This is a genomic window from Geodermatophilus sabuli (assembly GCF_900215145.1).
Lineage (GTDB): Bacteria > Actinomycetota > Actinomycetes > Mycobacteriales > Geodermatophilaceae > Geodermatophilus > Geodermatophilus sabuli.
Genome location: NZ_OBDO01000001.1, coordinates 622374 through 639464 on the forward strand (window position 1 = coordinate 622374; position 17091 = coordinate 639464).

Consider the following 17091-nt stretch of genomic DNA (forward strand, 5'->3'; position numbering starts at 1 on the left):
TCGGTAGGGGGAGCTCCCTGAGTGCCCCGGGATCGGTGCGACACACCGGTCCGACCTCCTCCGATTCACCCGCCCTGATGGTTTCGATCTTGTGACGTCGGGCACAGGGGATGCGTGGAGTCCTATGCCGTGGGGTTCGCCCGCCCCGATCGCTGGTCGCCCGGGCGACCGACCCGACAGAGTCACCCCTGGCACGCCGTGGAGGCGCACCGGCCGCCGGCCGAGCTGGACGGCGAGGTCGAGCTCGCCGTGTGCGGTGCGATCGTGCAGGTCTGGGGGTCGCAGCAGTGGCAGCGCGTCGGCGTCGGCCGCACCGCCTGCCCGGAGTGCCAGGAGCTGACCTCGGTGGGTACGGCGCTCAGCGCCGTCAGCTGACCCGATCCGTCGGCGCGGGGACGCGCTGACCGGGGCCGCGCCCGGTCAGCGGGCCGGGCGGCGTCCGGTGATGGCCGAGAGGCCGGTGATCTCCCGGCCGACGATGAGCGACTGCACCGAGTCCGTGCCCTCGAAGGTGAAGACGGCCTCCATGTCGGCGTGGTGGCGCGCGACGTGGTGCTCGATCAGGATGCCGTCGCCGCCGAGGATGTCGCGGGCGTCGGCGACGATCGCGCGGGCCTTGGCGGCGTGGTTCATCTTGGCCAGTGACGCCATGGCCGCGGTCATCCGACCGGCGTCGGCGAGCGTGGACAGCCGCCAGCACATGAGCTGCATGGCGGTGATCTCGGCGAGCATCCGGGCGAGCTTGTCCTGCACGAGCTGGTAGCCGGCGATCGACTGCCCGAACTGCTCCCGCTGCAGGGCGTGCGCGAGCGCCAGCTCGTAGGCGGCGGTCGCCAGGCCCAGGGCGCGCCAGGCCACGGTGTACCGGGTGCGGTCGAGGACCGTGGAGACGTCCCGGAACGAGGAGCAGTTCTCGAGCTTGTTCTCCGCGGGCACCCGGACGCCGTTCAGGGTGATCTCGGCCTGCCACACCGCTCGTAGGGCCGTCTTGCCGGTCATGACGGTGGCCTCGTAGCCGGGCGTCCCCTTGTCGACGACGTAGCCGCCGACGGCGCCGTCCTCGCCGCGGGCCCACACGAGCACGTGGTCGGCGATCGTCCCGTTGCCGATCCACTTCTTCTGCCCGTCGAGCACGTAGGAGTCGCCGTCGCGGCGGGCGGAGGTCTCGAGGGCGACGGCGTCGGAGCCGTGCCGGGGTTCGGTGAGCGCGAAGGCGCCGATCCGTTCCATCCGGGCCATGGCCGGCAGCCACCGCTCCCGCTGCTCCTCCGAGCCGAGCAGGGCGATGGACTGCATGGCCAGGAAGCTGTGCACCCCGTAGAAGGTGCCGATGCTGCCGTCGGCCCGGGCCCACTCCGCAGCCACCAGCCCCGCGGCGACGGCGCTCATGCCGGGGGAGCCGTGACCCTGGACGGTGCCCCCGGCGATGCCCAGCTCGGCGATCTTCGGGACGAGCTCGAACGGGAACTCCGCTCGCTCCCAGTAGTTGTTGATGCGAGGGGTGACCTCCCGCTCGCAGAAGGCACGCACCCGATCCCGCAGCTCGATCTCCTCGGGGGCGAGGAGCTCCTCCAGGGCGTAGAAGTCCGGACTCGTCACGGTCGCCGACGTTAGGGCCCTGCTCACCGCGCCGCCCGTCGTCCGGCCGGCGCATCAGGGGGACCGGCCGCGGGACCCGCACGTGCGGGTCCCGACTCAGGCCCGCAGCAGCCCGCGGACGTAGGCCGCCTGCCCGAGGTGCTGCAGGTCGTCGGACAGCACGCTGACCAGCCGGACCCCCAGGGTGACCGGCGGGTCCCAGCGGTCGTCGACCACCCGGTCGAGGTCCTGGTCGGACAGCCCCTGGAGGAACTGTGTCGTCTGCTGGTGCACGGCATCGCAGTAGCCGAGCAGCAGCTCCGCCGACGGCACGCGCACGGCGGCCACCTCCTCGCGGCTCATCCCGTAGCCGGTGGCCGAGTCGTCGAGGGAGAGGCCGAAGCGGTCGACCCAGCCGTCCGACGTCCAGACCTGCTCGGTGCCGGCGACGTCGGCGACGTGGTCGTCCTGGACGCGGAGCAGGTGCCAGGCCAGCCAGCCGATCGGGTTGGCGTCGGAGCCGACCCGGGAGGCGAGCTCGTCGGCGCTGAGTCCCTCGACGGTGCTGTGGAAGGTCTCGGCGATCTGCCCGTAGGCGTAGAGGAGGAGGTCGCGGCTCTGCATCGTCGCCCGCTACCCGCGACGGCTCCGGTTCACCACCCCGCCGTGGCGGAGGTCAGGACGGCGACGCCGGCCGGTCGCCGTCCGGCTCGCTCTGCGCCTCCAGGTCCGCGGCCTGCTCCGGGGTCTCCAGCTCCAGCGCGATGTCGCGGGGCTGGGGCTGCTCGGGCTGCGGCGTCGTCATGAGCCCACCCTGCCGCAGACCCGGGCGGGCCGCCGCCCGTCGTCACAACCAGCCGGCGGCGAACGCGACCAGCGCGGCGAGACCGCCGAGGACGGCCACCACGAGCAGCACCACGAGCACCACGGGGACGACGACCCACCGGCGCTTGAACCGACGGCGCGGCTGTCTTCCCGGGGCCGGTGGCTCGGGGGCGCTCTCGCGTGGCGCACCGGACGCCACGGCGGCCCGGTCCGACCGGTCGGACGTCGGCACGGAGGCGCGCCGCTCCCGGCGCCGGTCGACGAGATGGCGGGCCTGGTCACGAGCGTCCCGCGCCACGGCGCCGAGCGCCGTCGCCGAAGCGGCGGCCAGTGCCTTGAGATCCGCGGCGTCGAACCGCTCCACCCGGCCGCCGTCAGCAGCCGGCCCAGCCGACCCGGCCGGGGAGGTCCCCGTCCCCCGCGCGGGCGGCGACCAGGACGGTGTGACACCGGCGCCGGCCAGTGCCTGCTCCAGCAGGTGCCGGGCGCCCTCGGCCGTGATGCGCGCGGCGGGGTCCTTGGTCAGGAGCCCGCGCAGGACCGGCTCGAGCGGGCCGGCGCGTTCCATGGGGGCGGGGAACTCCGTCACCACCGCCAGGAGGGTCGCCACGGGCTCGCTGCGGGAGAACGCGAGCCGGCCCTCGACTGCGGTGAACAGGGTCGCGCCGAGCGACCACAGGTCCGCCGCAGGCCCGGGCCGCCCACCGTTGGCACGCTCGGGGGCCATGTAGGACGGCGAGCCGATGATGGCGCCGGTGGTCGTGATCGTCGGGTCGCCGGTGGCGGTGGCGATGCCGAAGTCGGTGAGGCAGGCCCGGCCGTCGGGCGCGACGAGGACGTTGGCCGGCTTCACGTCACGGTGCACGATCCCGGCGTCGTGGGCGGCGCCCAGGCCGGCGAGCACGTCCAGCCCGATCCGGGCGACTGCGGTCCAGGGCAGCGGACCCTGTGCGTCGACGACCTGCTGCAGGCTGCACGACTCGACGTGCTCCATGACCAGCCAGGGTCGGCCGTCCTCCTCCACCACGTCGTAGACCGCGGTGACGCACGGGTGGTCGAGCCGCGCGGCGGTGCGGGCCTCCCGGAGCGTGCGTTCCCGCAGCACCCGGCGCTCGTGGTCGGACAGGTGCACCCCGAAGGTGACCTCCTTGACCGCGACCGGCCGCTGCAGCTTCTCGTCGGTGGCCAGCCAGACGACGCCCATGCCGCCCCGGCCGAGCACCTGGCGCAGGGCGTACCGGCCCCCGACGAGGCGGTGTCCAGCATCGGGCTCCGCGGCCATGGGCGGACGGTACGCCGGCGGGTGGGCCTCCGCGGTCCGGGAGCGCGCCGGTGAGCGGCCGGGAGCGCACCCGGATGCGAGTCCCCGCGGCGACGAAGGGCTCTGTCCGGGGCGCCGGGGGTGGGAGATCCTCGAGGTGCCGGCCGGCCGCCGGGCGCCGGACCCGGCGGAACGGAGGCCGGGGGAGGACGTCATGACCGAGTTCACCGAGAAGGCGACCGAGGAGCGTGACCGGGGGCCACGCGTCGTCGTCGGCGTGGACGGGTCGTCGGGGGCGCGGGCGGCACTGCGCTTCGCGCTGGAGGACGCCGCCCGCCGCGGGGTGCCCGTCGACGCGGTCGCCGCCTACCGGCCGCCGGACGTGTGGATGGACTTCTACGCGGTGGACGACCTCGAGGTGGACCGCCAGCGCGCGGCTGCCGTCGAGAAGGCGGAGGCGTTCGTCGCCGACGTACGCCGGGAGCTGCCCGGCCCGGCGCCGGAGTCCCGCGTGCGGGCCGTGATGGGTGCGGCGGCCGAGACGCTGATCAGGGAGTCGGCGGGGGCGGACCTGCTGGTGGTCGGCAGCCGCGGGCACGGCGGCTTCTCCAGCATGCTGCTGGGCTCGGTGAGCATGCAGTGTGCCCTACACGCGACGTGCCCGGTGACCGTCGTCCACTCGCCGGAGGCCTCCCGGCACCGGTTGCGCCTGCGCCGGGAGCACGCCGCGCGCACCGCGCCGGCGGCCGCCGACTGACCGGCGGGGCCGTGCTGCGCCCGGCCGTCGCCGAGGACGCCGGGGCGGTCGCCGCCGTGCACGCGCGGGCCGGTCGCGCCGCGTGGTCGGCCTTCCTCGGGGACGTCCTCGCCGAGCCGGAGGTCGACACCTGGCGGGAGCGCCTCGCGGAGCCCGCGTTCCTCGTCGCCGAGCGGACCGGCCGCGTCGTCGGCTTCGCCCGGGCCGACGAGCGCACCGGTGAGGTGGCGTACCTCTACGTCGATCCTGACGAGCAGGGGCGGGGCACCGGGCGGCAGCTGCTCGCGGCCGTCCTGGATCGGCTCCGGACGGCAGGGCACCGCCGGGCGCGGCTGCGGACCGAGGAGCGCAACGCCGGGCCCCGCCGGTTCTACGCCTCCGCCGGGTGGCGCCTCACCGGTGAGGTGCTGGAGCGGGAGTGGCGCGGGCGGCGGCTGCGCGAGCTCTGGTACGAGCTCGACCTCGACTAGGCCGGCTCGCCCAGCCAGCGCCGCAGCACCTCGTCCTCCCGGCGGAGCACCACCAGGGCCAGCTCGCGGACGGCGGCCTCGACCTGCCGGCCGACGATCGGTGCGTCCACCTCCGCCTCCCCGGTGACCGTCGACCGGGTCCCGCCGTCGACCGGGGCGAGCCGCCGCTCGCCCCGGATCACCGCCGACCGCCCGAACACCTCGGCGCGAACGTGGACGGCGCCGTGGTACCCGGCGTCGCCGTCGGCGTCCCACGTGCGGCGGTCGACGACGGCGACCTCCCGCCCGACGAACCGGGTGAACACCGCCGGGATGCCCACGGTCGGAGCCAGCAGCCGCACCGTCGTGCACAGGCCGCCCTCGTCCTCCGCGGTCTCCACGCCCTGCAACCGGGCGCCCAGGGCCTCGGCGTAGTCGCGGAGGAAGGCCTCGTCGGTGAGGACGGCGAGGACGTCGTCGGGGCCCGCGGGGAACGTGGCGATGTGGTCGATGGGCACGCCGCATCCTCCGCCGTCGGGGCGCTTCCCGCGCGCCGGATGACGCAGAGTCGGGCACGAGTGCACGGAGCGTGCCGACGCGGCGGGGGTCGTGCGCGTGTCCGCCACCGCTTCCCACCGTGGGGTTACGGAACCGTACGGTCGTGTCGCTCGCCGGTGCAGGGCCGGCACCAGCCGGGGGAGTGCCGGATGCGTGGGTCCGCCGTAGGGGCAGTCATCGGAGCGGTGGCGCTCGCGCTCGCCGTCCCGAGCGTCGCGGTGGCAGCGCCGGACGAGGCGCGTTACCTGGTGGTGCTGCAGGACGGCGTGGCCGACCCGGCCGGCGCCGCGACCGACCTCGACCGGCAGTACGGCGGCGAGACGGAGTCGGTGTACGGCGCGGTCAACGGCTACTCCGCGGCGATGACCCAGGCCGAGGCGGAGGCGCTGGCGGCCGACCCCGCGGTGGCCTACGTCGTCACCGACGGCGAGTTCGCCCGCCTGAACAGCGAGCCCCTGCCGGTGTCCTGCCAGCAGGCGCTGAACCCCGTCGAGGCGCAGTGCGTGCCCGAGGACCTCGACCGCATCGACGGCGAGCTCAGCAGCACCGCCTCCGGGGACGGCACCGGAGCGGTCGGCACGAACATCGCCGTCATCGACACCGGCGTGGACCGCAGCCACCCCGACCTCAACGTCGTGGGCGGCGTCGACTGCTCGACCGGGACGCCGGTGGACTCCCCGTCGGCGTTCTCCGACGTCATCGGGCACGGCACCTTCGTGGCCGGTGTCGCGGCGGCCCGGGACGACGGCCTCGGGGTGGTCGGTGTGGCGCCGGGCGCGCCGGTCTACAGCGTCAAGGTGTTCGACGACGCCACGGGGTCGGCCAGCAACGCCGCGATCGTCTGCGCGGCGGACTGGGTGACGCAGACCCGCCTCGACGACGACCCCGCCAACGACATCGCGGTGGCCAACATGAGCATCGGCGGGCCCGGGGCGGACGACCAGCAGTGCGGTCAGGCCAACCAGGACGTCATGCACACCGCGATCTGCCGGTCGGTCCTGGCCGGGACGTTGTACGTCGCGGCCGCCGGCAACTCCGCCGCCGACCTGGGCGGTGTCGCGCCCGCCACCTACGACGAGGTCCTCACGGTCACGGCGATGAGCGACTACGACGGTCGCCCCGGCGCGCTGGCGGGCCCGCTCTGCTACGGCACCGACCTGGGCTCGGCGGGGGAGCGGGACGACGCCGCGGCGTCCTACAGCAACTTCGCCACCACCGAGCGGGACCGGTTGCACACCGTCGCCGCGCCCGGCACGTGCGCGACCGGCACGCTGCCGGGCAACGTCTACGCCGCGGCCTCGGGCACGAGCTTCAGCGCCCCGCTGGTCTCGGGGGCGGCGGCGCTCTGCATCGACACCGGCCTGTGCCCCCAGGGCGACCCGCGGACCACCGGCGCCCGGATCCAGGCCGACGCCTCCGCCGCCAACACGGCCGACCAGGCCTACGGCTTCGAGGGGGACCCGCTGCGGATGGTGGCCGACCGGTACTACGGCTACCTGGTCCGCGCCGCGGCGTACTGACCGGGCGGGTCAGCGGCCCCACACCGCCGACGGGCTGTTCGAGAGCACCTCTCCCATGGCCTCGGCGAAGCGGTCGACGTCGCCGCTCGTGTTGTAGAAGTGCGGCGAGACGATGACCCGCCCGACCTTGTCCGAGACGTCGACACCCCGCTCCTTCAACCCCGCGACGACGGCCGCGGAGTCGGCGACGTCGACGGTGACGATGCCCGCCCGGGCGTCCCGCGGCGTGAGCGGCGCGACACCGAGCCCGTCCAGGACTGCGGCGACCTGCCCGGCGAGCAGGTCGACCCGCTCGAAGACCCGGGCCCAGCCGAGCTCCTCCAGGTACTCGGTGGTCGCGTCCAGGACGTAGAGCCCGGGCAGGTTCGGCGCCGAGTACTCGAACGACCGGCTCGGCGGCGGGTTGCCGTAGCTGCGGTGGGCGGGGGTCAGCGCCTCGCGGGCCCGGTCGCGGAACACGCCGATCCCGGTCCCGAAGCCCGACAGCAGCCACTTGAAGACGCCGGCGCCGTACACGTCGACGTGCGCGAGGTCGACCGGGCAGGCGCCGAGCGCCTGGATGCCGTCGACGACGAGCAGCGCGCCGACCTCGCGGCAGGCCCGGCCCAGCCGGGTGAGGTCCAGCCGGGTCCCGGTCCAGGGATGCACGTGCGAGACGGCCAGCACGCGGGTCCGTGGGGTGAGCGCGTCGAGCAGCCGTTGCTCGGCTGCGCCGGCTCGCCCGGGTCCACCCGGACGACGGTCGCGCCGGCCGTCTCCGCCCGCGTCCAGGCCAGCACGACGCCGGGGTAGTCGTCGGCCGCGACGACGACCTCGTCCCCGGGCCGCCACTCGACGCTGTTGGCGGCCAGGTTGAGGACCTCGCTGGTGTTGCGGAAGAACCCGACGTCCTCCAGCGGGACGCCGAGCAGTCGCGCGATGCGTTCCTTGGCCCGTGCCGCCGGTCGGTGCCACAGCGCCTGGGCGTCGACGCCGAGGCCGGCGACGTCGACGTAGTACCGGCCCGCGGCCGCCGCCGCGCCCGGCACCGGCAGCCCGACGCCGGCGGACTGCAGGTGCACCCGCCCGTCGGCGTAGGGGAAGTCCGCCCGGATCCGGGCCAGCTCCTCGTCCACGACCACTCCTCGTCCGCTCGGCCGGTGTTCCCCGCCCACGCTGCCGGTACGGCGCGTGGCGGGGAGCCGCGCTCCCACCCCGCGGAAGGCAGGTGTCGCCCCGGCGGCCGCCTCGCCCAGCCTGGGCGGACCCGTCCGGTGCGCATCGGCGCGGCGGAGCGGACTACCCCAGGAGGCAGGCATGCGACAGGAGATCCGGGCGGAGCGGTTGCACCCGCCGATCGGCCACTACACCGACGCGGTCCGCTTCGGCGACCTGCTGTTCCTGTCCGGGTGCGGACCCACGAACGAGCAGCTGGAGGTCGTCGGTGGCGACGACGCCGGGGCCCAGGCCCGGCAGGTGTACGCCAACGTGGCCACGGTGCTGGAGGCCGCGGGGGCGGGTCCGCAGGACGTCCTCTCGGTGACCACCTACCTCACCGACGTCGCGGACGCGGCCGCGGTCGACGCGGCCAAGCGCGAGTTCTTCGGGGAGATCCGCACGGCCAGCGCGACGGTCGTGGCCGCGGAGCTGGTGGTGCCCGGGGCGCGGGTGGAGGTCCAGGCCGTCGCCGGCGTCCCGTCCGGCCGCTGAGCGCCACCGGGGCCGCAGCGGTGGAGGACTGGCTGGCGCGCGTCCGGGCCGACTTCCCGTACCTGCAGGGTCGGGCCTATCTGAACTCCGGCGGAGCCGGGCTGGCCTGGCGTGGTCAGGCGGCGGCTGCCGCGACCTACTACGACGACGTCGCCAGCACCGGCGCGGACGGCCAGCAGACCTGGATGCGCCAGGGGACGCGCACCCGCGAACGGGTGGCGCGCCTGCTGGACGTGCCCGCCGGCGACGTGGGCTTCTTCCGCAACACCAGCGAGGTTCTCAACCTCGTCGCCAACAGCGTGGACTGGCGGCCGGGGGACGAGGCGGTCGTGGCGGCCGACGACTTCCCGTCGGTCGTGTGGCCGTGGGTGCGGGCGGAGGCGGCGGGCGGTCGGGTGGTGCGGGTCGACCCGGGCACCGAGGCGGAGCGGGAGGACCGGCTCCTGGCCGCGCTCACCCCACGCAGCCGGGTGCTGGCCGTCTCCCACGTGCACACCGTGACGGGGACCCGGCTCGACCTGACCCGGTTGGGCCGGGCCTGCCGCGAGGTCGGCGCCCTGCTCGTCGTCGACGGCATCCAGGCGCTCGGTGCCTGCCCGGTCGACCTCTCGCACGTCGACGTGTACGCGTCCGCGGTGTTCAAGTGGCTGCTGTCGGGCTTCGGGACCGGGATCGGCGTGTTCCGCGACCGGGCCCGGGAGCTGCTCACCCCCGCCTACCGGGGCTACCGGAACCCGCCGCCGAGCACGGCGTTCGAGTACGCCGACCCGAACTACCCGGGCCTCTACGTGCTGGACGCGACGCTGGCGTACCTCGAGGACGTCGGCTGGGCGCGGATCCACCATCGGGTGGACGTCCTCGCGCAGCGGGTCGTCGACGCGGTGCGCGGCCTGGAGCTCCCCCTGACGACGCCGCTCGGCGCGCGGGCCGGGATCGTCAGCTTCCGCACCGACGACCCCGCGGCGGTGGTCGGGGAGCTGCGCCGCCGGGGCGTGCACGTCGTGGAGAAGCTGGGTCAGGTGCGCGTCTCGCCGCACTTCTACAACTCCGACGAGGACGTCGACCGCTTCGCCGAGGTCCTGCGCGCGACGCCGGCCGCACGGTAGGTGCTCAGCCCGGTGCCGGAGGGAAGCCCTCGATCCAGGCGCGCACGGTCGCGGTGAACAGCTCGGGCGCCTCGACGTTCCAGCCGTGGCCGACGCCGGGGACCACCCGGCCCGTGGCGCCGGGGACGACCGCGGGGATCAGTTGCACCGCCCGCCTGATGGCGGCCGACTCCCGGCCGCCCGCGAGCACCAGCGTCGGCGTCCGGACCGTGCGGAGCGATCGGGGGAGGCCGTAGCCGGCCACCTCGGTGGTGATCCGGCGGTACGTCCGCGGGTCCATGGCCAGCACGGTGTCGGTGAACGCCCCCTGCACCTCCGGGGGGAGACCGAGGGAGCGTGCCTGCGCCTCGACCAGGCGCCGGTTGCGCAGCTGCCGGGTGGTCAGCCACACCTGCGGCCCGAGCAGCCAGCGGTGCGGCCACGGCTCGGCGGTCACCCCGCTGACGACCGCCCGGTCCACGACGTCGGGGTGGTGTTCCAGCAGCGTCAGGGCGACGTGCCCGCCGAGGGAGAGCCCGACGACGTGGGCGCGGCCCGTCGCCGTCCGCGCCCGGACGAGCGCGGCCACCTGCCCGGCGGCGTCGGCCAGCGAGACCCACGGGACGTCGCGGCTGCGACCGTGCCCGGGCAGGTCCACGGCCAGGCAGAGGTGGTCGGCGAACGCCGGCACCTGCCGCCACCACATCCAGCTGCTCGCGGCGACACCGTGGAGGAACACGATGGCCGGCGCGCCCGGCGAGCCGGTCGCCTCGACACCGAGCGACACGACGGGGCCTCCCGTCAACTCCGCCGGTTGACGACGGCGAAGGCGACCGCCAGCACCGCGACCTGGGTGAACAGCAGCAGCGCGACCACCATCTGCACCGCGGCGCCGAGCCCGATCGCGATGCCCGCGACCCCGGTGAGCGGCAGCGCGAGCAGACCCAGCACGGCGAGGGACCGGGTGAGCACGGCGTCGTCCCGCTCGTCCCCGGTCTGGCTCCAGGCCCGCTCGAAGGTCGTCGCGCGCTCCGGGCGCCGGCCCACCCGCCACGCCACTACCCCGCCGGCGACCATGGCCACCGCTGCGCCCTGGAGGAAGCCCAGGCCCATGTTCCCCGGCGCGTGCTCGCGCAGCAGCAGCCCCGTGGCGACCAGCAGCGCGATGATCGCCAGGACGATGCCGAGGGCGAGCGCCGTCTGCGTGCGGGGGCGTCGGTCAGTCGACATGGAAGATCTCCTCGACGGTGCGGTGGAAGTGGCGGGCGATGGCGATGGCCAGCGGGAGGGAGGGGTCGTAGCGGCCGGTCTCGATCGAGTTGACCGTCTGCCGCGACACCTCCAACGCCTCGGCCAGTTCGCGCTGGGAGAGCCCGGCGGCCAGTCGCAGCTCACGGACGTCGTTCTGCACGGACTCCCCAGGTGGTCAAGCTCGCTTGTCACGACAAGCGTGCTTGACACATACGGGCGGTGTCAAGGGTGCTTGTCCCGCCGGCGGGTCGGGTGGAGGAGACGGGTGTCGTGAGGGACGAGATCGCACTGAGCACGGACGACCTCCGCGCGGTCGCGGGGTTCGCCGCCGAGTGCGCTCAGCAGGTGCTGGCGCTGTTCGAGCGAGACCACCCGGCCGATCCGCGACCCCGCCTGGCCGTCGACGCGGCACGTGCGTTCGCCGGCGGGGGCGAGCGCACGAAGGCGCTGCGGGTCACGGCGCTGGCGGCGCACGCGGCGGCCCGCGAGGCGGTCACCCCGGCCGCGCGGGACGCGGCGCGGGCGGCGGGCCACGCGGCCGCCGCGGCGTACCTGCACCCCTTGGCGCGGGCGACGCAGGTGAAGCACGTCCTCGGAGCGGCGGCGCACGCGGCGCGGGCCGCCGAGCTCGCGGCCGGCGACGACCGCACTGTGGGTGCCGAGGACCTCGAGCGGGCGCGGCGGTGGGCGACCCCGACCGTCGTCGACGTGCTGAAGCGCTACCCGGAGGCGCCGAGGGGCGGTGGTCGCGTCGCCGAGCTGCTCCGCGAGCTGGATACCGCCCTCCGCCGCTGAGGCGGGGGCGCTTCCTGGTCACTTCACGAGCCGGGACTCGCCTCGGCGGAACGACGGCCGGTGCTCGCGCAATCCTCGGACGTGCTGGCGGTCGCCCAACCGGTCCAGGTGGTGAGCCCAGTGGGCAGGCAGGTCGCTCGACATTCAGTAGCTGACCGCGATGCGGCGAGCCACGGCATCAACAGTGATCTCCCCACCGTGCGGCAGTACCAGTCGCGGATCCGTGTGCCCGAAGTCGACGTCCAGCACGACCACGGCGTCGGGTTGTACTCGGCCATGGCGCGCAGCACTGCGTCGTGCTGGTGGTTTGTGTAAGTGCTCTTGGCTGCCGGTTCGGTGGGGGTCTCCAGGGACCACGCCTCTGGATGCGCAGAGTCGGCTAGTCGACGACCGGCCGGAGGGGGAACTCTCGGATGGTGTACCAAGAGTCGGCCGCGTGCGTCCCGGCGATGAGCAGGGCATGGTCCACGCCCGCCCGGATCGGTAGCTGAACACTGACCTCGGCCTCAGCTGTTCGAAGCTGCTGGACGGAGCCGCGTCGTCGTTCGCCCACCTCGCCCACGGTGAGATGTGGCACCACGCCGTCGAAGGCGCCGCCGTACGGCGCGTACTCGGGAAAGGCCTGCCACACGGCTGCGGTGAGGTCTCGGAACGGCTGCTCCGGGTCGGGGGCCAGCCAGAGCACGGCCTCGCCGAACCACTGGCACCGAGCGAACGAGCACTCGAACGCCGGGACGGAGCTCAGCGCGGCACCCAGCCGACCGAGGACTGCAGCATCGACCGCTGTGGGGTGCACGAACGGGTACATCACGGTGACGTGGGCTGGGACTCCCCAAGTCGCGGCTGCGTCCAGAGCGCGCCGATGGTCTGCGACGACGTCCTCAGCAGCGCCGATGGGAACGATGACGGCGGTCTCGGTCGGATCTCTGCTCTGATGCACCAGTCGGACCTCCGCGCATGGCGTCTCCTCGGCTGCCACCCATGCTGCGATCGAGGGGCGGCAAGCGCCAGGGCCGACGGCTCCGGAACAAGGGGCACACCTGGTCGGCATCCGGACCCGCCCGGTCGTCGATGCCGACGAACCCACTGCGCCGGGTCGTCATCTCCGCGGACACCGAGCAGGGCTGGTCCAGGGCCACCGTGTGCTGTGTCCTTCCGCGAGAACCATTGGCGTGGTCTCGCTGACCATCACACGATGGCCCCTTCGCGTGGGCCTCCACGCGAGCGGTGGCCTGGACTTACACCACCAGCGGGGACGTCACCCCACATCCGCGGGCCACGCCCAGCGGTGCTGGCTGCGCTGCTGATCCGCGTCATCGAGCACAGCACTGGGCAGACCTGGCGCAGGCTGTACCAGGAGTTGGACCCGCTGCATCTGATCACCCTCGGTCAGCCCGTCCTCGACTCGCCGCCGTCGTCACGAGGATCCGGGGTCAGGCTGGCGCGATTGTCGTCACCGTTCCCTTGGAGCCGCGATACTTGAGCGCCCCACCCTCCACATAGAGGACGCCGCCGCCACCAGGATTGACCGATGGGGCGGCGATGGCATTCGCGATCGCGATGACGCCCTGGCCGCCGCCGAACTGGTCCCCCGTCCGGAAGCCGACGTTCCCGCCGGCTCCGCCTGCTCCCAGCCTCTGGAACACCATGATGGGATCAAAACTGGAGTTGTCTTCCCTGCGACCGTTGATCTGCAACTCGTCCGACTGCACTGCGATTTCGTACTTCCCCCTCGCTGGGTGAGCGGCATCCGCTGCGCCTGACTCGACGAACTCGATGTCGGGGTTCGGATCGAAGATCTTTATGGAAGCAGCGCCGCCGGAATCGCTCGCTTGATCGATCCGCAGCGCCGGTTGGTTGTACTCCGCGTTCGTCGCTCTCACCTGCAGCACGGCCGATGCCGATGGGAGTTCGCCGTCATCGGACTGTATGAGGACCGTGGCCATGAGTTCCTCCTGTTGTTCACGAGCAGCCTCGGGCGGTCTTCCTTGAGCCCCGGCAGCGTGACGATCACCAGATGACGCCACGTTGCGCCAGGGACGCCTCCATCTCCAGGCGGTGAACCCCGTCGAACGGGGGGCGCCCCGGCCACGGGATGTCGAGCGCCTCACAGCACGCCCACAGGGTGTCGTCGTAGGCGAGGCTCACGCTCTGCAGTCGCGCTGAGCGGCGCGGCAGATCAGAGCGCTCGATCCGGCAGTAGTCGCACTCGAGCCGGCGCAAATCGCCTGCGAGCCGTTTGATCTCCGAGCCCCGAGACCCGGCGCCTGATCGGGTAGCACCATGTTCTCGAGTCCACCACTCGAGCGCCTTGGCGAAGGCGATGAAGGATCCTGCGGGCGCGAACGTGAGGACGGCGTAGAGGAGGAGGTCCATCGGTGAACACCTCCCAGGATGTGTCCTGTACTGAGACAGAGCGCGCCTCGGCCCCGGGAGATACAGCCGACGGCAAGAAATCCGGGTCCGGCCATGGGGTCCTGGCCGCTTCGGAGAGCACCTTCGGCGGATTGGGGTGCCCCCGGTTCGGTTGAGTCGGGTTCTTGGAATCCTTAGACCGCGACGATCTTGTTCTGGGTTTCGAACTCTACGGGTGACAGCCAGCCCAGGGCGCTGTGCCGGCGGTGTCGGTTGTGCCAGATCTCGAGGTACTCGAACATGGCGTTGGCCAGCTCGATGCGGGTGTTCCAGCGCTGGCGGTTGAGCAGTTCGACCTGCATGCGCGACCAGAACGACTCGATCATGGCGTTGTCGAAGCAGTCGGCGATGCTGCCCATCGAGGGCAGCAGGCCGGAGGCTTTCGCCCGGTCGGTAAACGCCCAGGAGCCGAACTGCACGCCGCGGTCGGAGTGGATCACCGCTCCTGACGGTGGAGTGCGGGTGTCGATCGCCATGCCGAGAGCGCTGGTGACCAGCGCGGCGGTCGGTGAGGCGTCGATCGACCACCCGACCACCCGCCGGGAGTAGGTGTCCAGCACCACCGCGCAGTAGACCTTGCCCTCCCGGGTGGGGTGCTCGGTGATGTCGGTGACCCACAGCTGGTTCGGCGCGGACCGGGTGAAGTTCCGCTCGACCAGATCGGCGGAGAGCAGATCCGGCGTCGGGCGTCGCCAGCGCGGTCGCCCGGTGACGCCGCGGATGCCGGCACGGGCCATGAGCAGCTCGACCGTGCCGTGACCGAGGACCAGGCCACGGCCCAGGGTGAGCTCGGCGTGCACCCGCCGGGCGCCGTAGGTGCCCTTGGAAGCGGCGTGCACCGCCAGGATCTGGTCGGTCAGCCAGACGTGACGGATCGCCCGGGCCGACGGCGCTCGGCTCCGTCAGGCGTAGTAGCCCGAGTCGGTCACGTCGAGCACGCGGGTGGCGAGCTGGACGGGTAACCCCTCGCCGGCCATCACCGCGATGGCCTCGAACCGCCTTTTGGGGGCACCACCTTCCCCAGCAGCTCGCTGGCCCGACGATGAACAGCCAGTTCGGCCTCCAACTCGGCGATCCGCCGCTTGGCCGCGGTCAGCTCCGACTTCTCCGCACTGGTCAGCCCCGGCTCGAGGCCCTGGTCGATGCGGTCCTGCCGGCGCCAGCTGTAGATCGACTGGGCGCTGATCCCCAGATCGCGGGCCACGTCGACGATCGGCCTGCCGGCCGCGACCAGATCGAGCACCTTGCGCCGGAACTCCGGCGGATAACCACGCCTGCCCACGAACCCTCCTCCAGGGTTGCGCGGTCAGGATTCCAGCAGCGCGACTCCACGAAGGACGGGGCAGACCAGTTCTCTCGCCGGGGCCTGCCTTGACCCGACCGGGCGCCACCGCTTCCGACGCCGCCTTCACCGACGGACGTCGGCTGCGGCTCCTTCGGTTGCCGTAGACGTGTCCGGTCACCATGAAGAGGCGACCGGATTCGTCCTGATACCTCGTTTCGGACTGCGATCCGGCCCTGGTGCTCCGCAACTGACGTCGTTTGTGTCATGCGGCACCGCGGGTCGGTGGCCCTGGCGATGACGGTGTCCGAGTCCTTGGTCCAGGTGAACGGCCGGCAGCGGCCGTTCCAGGCGGTGTTGAAGCACTCGATGGTGGCGGCGATGAGGTCGGCGACGGTGGGAAAGTTGCCGCGGCGCACCGCCTGGCGGGTGATGATCGAGAGGAACGCCTCGACCAGGTTCCGCCACGAGCCCGAGGTCGGCGTGAGGGCAGCTGCACCCGGGGATGGCGCTCGAGCCAGGCGTGAACCGCCGGATGAGTGTGGGTGACCAGGCGGCCGATCAGGCGTGCAGCCGGCGGCGGGGATGGGCGGCGGCGACCTGCTTGAGGAACGCGCGGAACTCCTGGTGCCGGTGGCTCTCGGTGCACGCCTCGGTCACCTTGCCGGTGGCCACCTCCAACGCGGCGAACAGCGTGGTGGTGCCGGGCCGGACGTAGTCGGAGCTGGCCGCCTCCACATGCCCGGACCGCACCGGCAGGGTTGGGGCGGTCCGCTCCAGCACCTGGATCTGCGGTTTCTCGTCCATGCAACCCGAGCCGACGAGCCGCTGGCTTGGTGATTCGCGGTGGGGCGGGTGGGGCTCGAACCCACGACCCAGGGATTATGAGCACTTGCGGGCTAAGCCCTGTGCCGACCTGCGAGAGCGCAGCTCGCCGAGCAGCGTAGGAGGTCGAATCCCCTGCTGTCTGACGGCCGCTGGAAGGCCCCGCGGGCCGCCGTGATGGTCAGCACCGCCACGCGGTGCCACCACCTTGGCCGCAATCGCGGCGGCGGCGGTGCCAGACCTTGCCTCCGTGTCAGCGGACGAACCGCATCTTGGATCGGATGGCGCGGCGTCGCCCCATGGGTCGTCGAGGACGTCGCGGCCGGCCCCTGGAGTCCTACGAGAAGCGACTGCAGGGACGGCCGGAGTGAACCGACATGGCGGCTCTTGCTCGTGTGGACAGCAACCCCGGTCGCTGGTGAAGATCACCGCCCGGTCGGTCTGACCTCGGCGTCGCGCCGAGCGGCGGCGACTACCCGCTCGGCAGGCAATTCCACCGTCCCAAGGCGACCTTCAGGGGAGGTCGGCAGCGGTGCTGGTCGCAGCTCGGGGCTTGCCCTCGGCCACATGACGGTCAACATCCGCAAATGCGTGCTGCAGACCCGCCCCCTCGACGAGTCGGTCGCGCTGGGCACGCTGGCCGCGCAGGCGGCGCGCTGCCTCGAGGCCGCGGTGGTCTCTGGCCTAAACGTGCTGGTCGCCGGTAGCACCCAGGTGGGGAAGACGACGTTCCTCATCTAGGCCATGAGACATGTGCTCGCCCCGAGGTCAGGCCACCGACGCCCCCCGGCAGCCGGCGCT

The 17091-nt window shown here is 73.2% G+C and carries 21 protein-coding genes and 2 pseudogenes; 8 read left to right on the forward strand and 15 right to left on the reverse strand.

Features of this window, described 5'->3' with window-relative positions:
* The first annotated feature begins 114 nt into the window (after positions 1-114).
* Complete coding sequence (locus CRP39_RS02950; RefSeq protein ID WP_097204212.1) at positions 115-375, forward strand: hypothetical protein; 261 nt, start codon at positions 115-117, stop codon at positions 373-375.
* Positions 376-420: 45 nt separating this feature from the next.
* Here CRP39_RS02950 and CRP39_RS02955 read toward each other — a convergent pair whose 3' ends face one another.
* The 4 genes from CRP39_RS02955 to CRP39_RS02965 all read right to left on the reverse strand — a co-directional run bounded on the left by CRP39_RS02955 (position 421) and on the right by CRP39_RS02965 (position 3685).
* Positions 421-1599, reverse strand: a complete 1179-nt coding sequence (locus CRP39_RS02955) for an acyl-CoA dehydrogenase family protein (RefSeq protein WP_097204214.1) — start codon at positions 1597-1599, stop codon at positions 421-423.
* A gap of 96 nt (positions 1600-1695) precedes the next feature.
* Complete coding sequence (locus CRP39_RS02960) at positions 1696-2202, reverse strand: mycothiol transferase (RefSeq protein ID WP_097204216.1); 507 nt, start codon at positions 2200-2202, stop codon at positions 1696-1698.
* Between the two features lie 52 nt (positions 2203-2254).
* Positions 2255-2383, reverse strand: coding sequence for a hypothetical protein (locus tag CRP39_RS27945; RefSeq protein ID WP_260179298.1), 129 nt, complete (start codon positions 2381-2383; stop codon positions 2255-2257).
* A 42-nt stretch (positions 2384-2425) separates the two neighbouring features.
* Positions 2426-3685 carry a serine/threonine-protein kinase gene (locus CRP39_RS02965; protein ID WP_097204224.1) on the reverse strand — a complete coding sequence of 420 codons (1260 nt, stop codon included), beginning with the start codon at positions 3683-3685 and terminating at the stop codon, positions 2426-2428.
* A 193-nt stretch (positions 3686-3878) separates the two neighbouring features.
* Between CRP39_RS02965 and CRP39_RS02970 the strand changes: the two genes are divergently transcribed.
* Positions 3879-4421 carry a universal stress protein gene (locus tag CRP39_RS02970; RefSeq protein WP_097205104.1) on the forward strand — a complete coding sequence of 181 codons (543 nt, stop codon included), beginning with the start codon at positions 3879-3881 and terminating at the stop codon, positions 4419-4421.
* 11 nt (positions 4422-4432) lie between these two features.
* A complete protein-coding gene (locus CRP39_RS02975; RefSeq protein ID WP_172442267.1) occupies positions 4433-4891 on the forward strand; it encodes a GNAT family N-acetyltransferase in 459 nt (152 codons plus the stop codon).
* Here CRP39_RS02975 and CRP39_RS26625 read toward each other — a convergent pair.
* Positions 4888-5388: a DUF2505 domain-containing protein gene (locus tag CRP39_RS26625; protein WP_172442268.1), complete on the reverse strand. Its 501-nt coding sequence runs from the start codon at positions 5386-5388 to the stop codon at positions 4888-4890. The two genes, CRP39_RS02975 and CRP39_RS26625, sit on opposite strands and share 4 nt — an antisense overlap.
* A 189-nt stretch (positions 5389-5577) precedes the next feature.
* Between CRP39_RS26625 and CRP39_RS02980 the strand changes: the two genes are divergently transcribed.
* Positions 5578-6948, forward strand: a complete 1371-nt coding sequence (locus CRP39_RS02980; RefSeq protein ID WP_143426543.1) for a S8 family serine peptidase — start codon at positions 5578-5580, stop codon at positions 6946-6948.
* Between the two features lie 9 nt (positions 6949-6957).
* Here the strand turns inward: CRP39_RS02980 and CRP39_RS27950 are convergent, their stop codons facing one another.
* Complete coding sequence (locus CRP39_RS27950) at positions 6958-7779, reverse strand: aminotransferase class V-fold PLP-dependent enzyme (protein WP_101811045.1); 822 nt, start codon at positions 7777-7779, stop codon at positions 6958-6960.
* A pseudogene (locus CRP39_RS28300) lies at positions 7686-8246 on the reverse strand (aminotransferase class V-fold PLP-dependent enzyme); the annotation flags it as partial. The gene CRP39_RS27950 and the pseudogene CRP39_RS28300, both read right to left, overlap by 94 nt.
* On the opposite strand from CRP39_RS28300, the gene CRP39_RS26630 reads away from it, so the two are divergent.
* Together CRP39_RS26630 and CRP39_RS02990 are read left to right on the forward strand one after the other, a co-directional pair.
* Positions 8245-8637, forward strand: coding sequence for a RidA family protein (locus CRP39_RS26630; RefSeq protein WP_172442270.1), 393 nt, complete (start codon positions 8245-8247; stop codon positions 8635-8637). The pseudogene CRP39_RS28300 and the gene CRP39_RS26630 sit on opposite strands and share 2 nt — an antisense overlap.
* Positions 8638-8657: 20 nt before the next feature.
* A complete protein-coding gene (locus CRP39_RS02990; RefSeq protein ID WP_172442271.1) occupies positions 8658-9743 on the forward strand; it encodes an aminotransferase class V-fold PLP-dependent enzyme in 1086 nt (361 codons plus the stop codon).
* Positions 9744-9747: 4 nt separating this feature from the next.
* On the opposite strand, the gene CRP39_RS02995 is transcribed toward CRP39_RS02990, so the two are convergent.
* From CRP39_RS02995 to CRP39_RS03005, 3 genes are read right to left on the reverse strand one after another with little or no spacing between them, the layout of a single operon-like run.
* A complete protein-coding gene (locus CRP39_RS02995; protein WP_097204235.1) occupies positions 9748-10509 on the reverse strand; it encodes an alpha/beta fold hydrolase in 762 nt (253 codons plus the stop codon).
* A 14-nt stretch (positions 10510-10523) separates the two neighbouring features.
* Entirely contained in the window at positions 10524-10952 is a 429-nt protein-coding gene (locus CRP39_RS03000; protein WP_097204237.1) for a hypothetical protein, read from the reverse strand.
* Positions 10942-11133, reverse strand: a complete 192-nt coding sequence (locus tag CRP39_RS03005) for a helix-turn-helix transcriptional regulator (protein ID WP_097204239.1) — start codon at positions 11131-11133, stop codon at positions 10942-10944. Before CRP39_RS03005 ends, CRP39_RS03000 begins: the two co-directional genes overlap by 11 nt.
* A gap of 110 nt (positions 11134-11243) precedes the next feature.
* Here CRP39_RS03005 and CRP39_RS03010 point away from each other — a divergent pair, with 110 nt between their 5' ends.
* Entirely contained in the window at positions 11244-11768 is a 525-nt protein-coding gene (locus CRP39_RS03010; RefSeq protein WP_097204241.1) for a putative immunity protein, read from the forward strand.
* Positions 11769-12147: 379 nt separating this feature from the next.
* On the opposite strand, the gene CRP39_RS03020 is transcribed toward CRP39_RS03010, so the two are convergent.
* The 5 genes and pseudogenes from CRP39_RS03020 to CRP39_RS03045 all read right to left on the reverse strand — a co-directional run bounded on the left by CRP39_RS03020 (position 12148) and on the right by CRP39_RS03045 (position 16272).
* The gene (locus CRP39_RS03020) at positions 12148-12747 is read right to left on the reverse strand and encodes a 2'-5' RNA ligase family protein (protein ID WP_216359589.1); all 600 of its coding nucleotides are present in this window, start codon (positions 12745-12747) and stop codon (positions 12148-12150) included.
* A 454-nt stretch (positions 12748-13201) separates the two neighbouring features.
* On the reverse strand, positions 13202-13714 hold the full coding sequence (locus tag CRP39_RS03025; protein ID WP_097204246.1) for a hypothetical protein: 513 nt from the start codon (positions 13712-13714) through the stop codon (positions 13202-13204).
* Between the two features lie 64 nt (positions 13715-13778).
* Positions 13779-14144 carry a hypothetical protein gene (locus CRP39_RS03030; protein ID WP_097204248.1) on the reverse strand — a complete coding sequence of 122 codons (366 nt, stop codon included), beginning with the start codon at positions 14142-14144 and terminating at the stop codon, positions 13779-13781.
* 173 nt (positions 14145-14317) lie between these two features.
* Positions 14318-15465: pseudogene (locus CRP39_RS03035) on the reverse strand (IS3 family transposase).
* Between the two features lie 561 nt (positions 15466-16026).
* A complete protein-coding gene (locus CRP39_RS03045; RefSeq protein WP_097204252.1) occupies positions 16027-16272 on the reverse strand; it encodes a hypothetical protein in 246 nt (81 codons plus the stop codon).
* Positions 16273-16857: 585 nt separating this feature from the next.
* Here CRP39_RS03045 and CRP39_RS26635 point away from each other — a divergent pair.
* Positions 16858-17031: a hypothetical protein gene (locus tag CRP39_RS26635; RefSeq protein WP_245853526.1), complete on the forward strand. Its 174-nt coding sequence runs from the start codon at positions 16858-16860 to the stop codon at positions 17029-17031.
* The last annotated feature ends 60 nt before the right edge of the window (positions 17032-17091 follow it).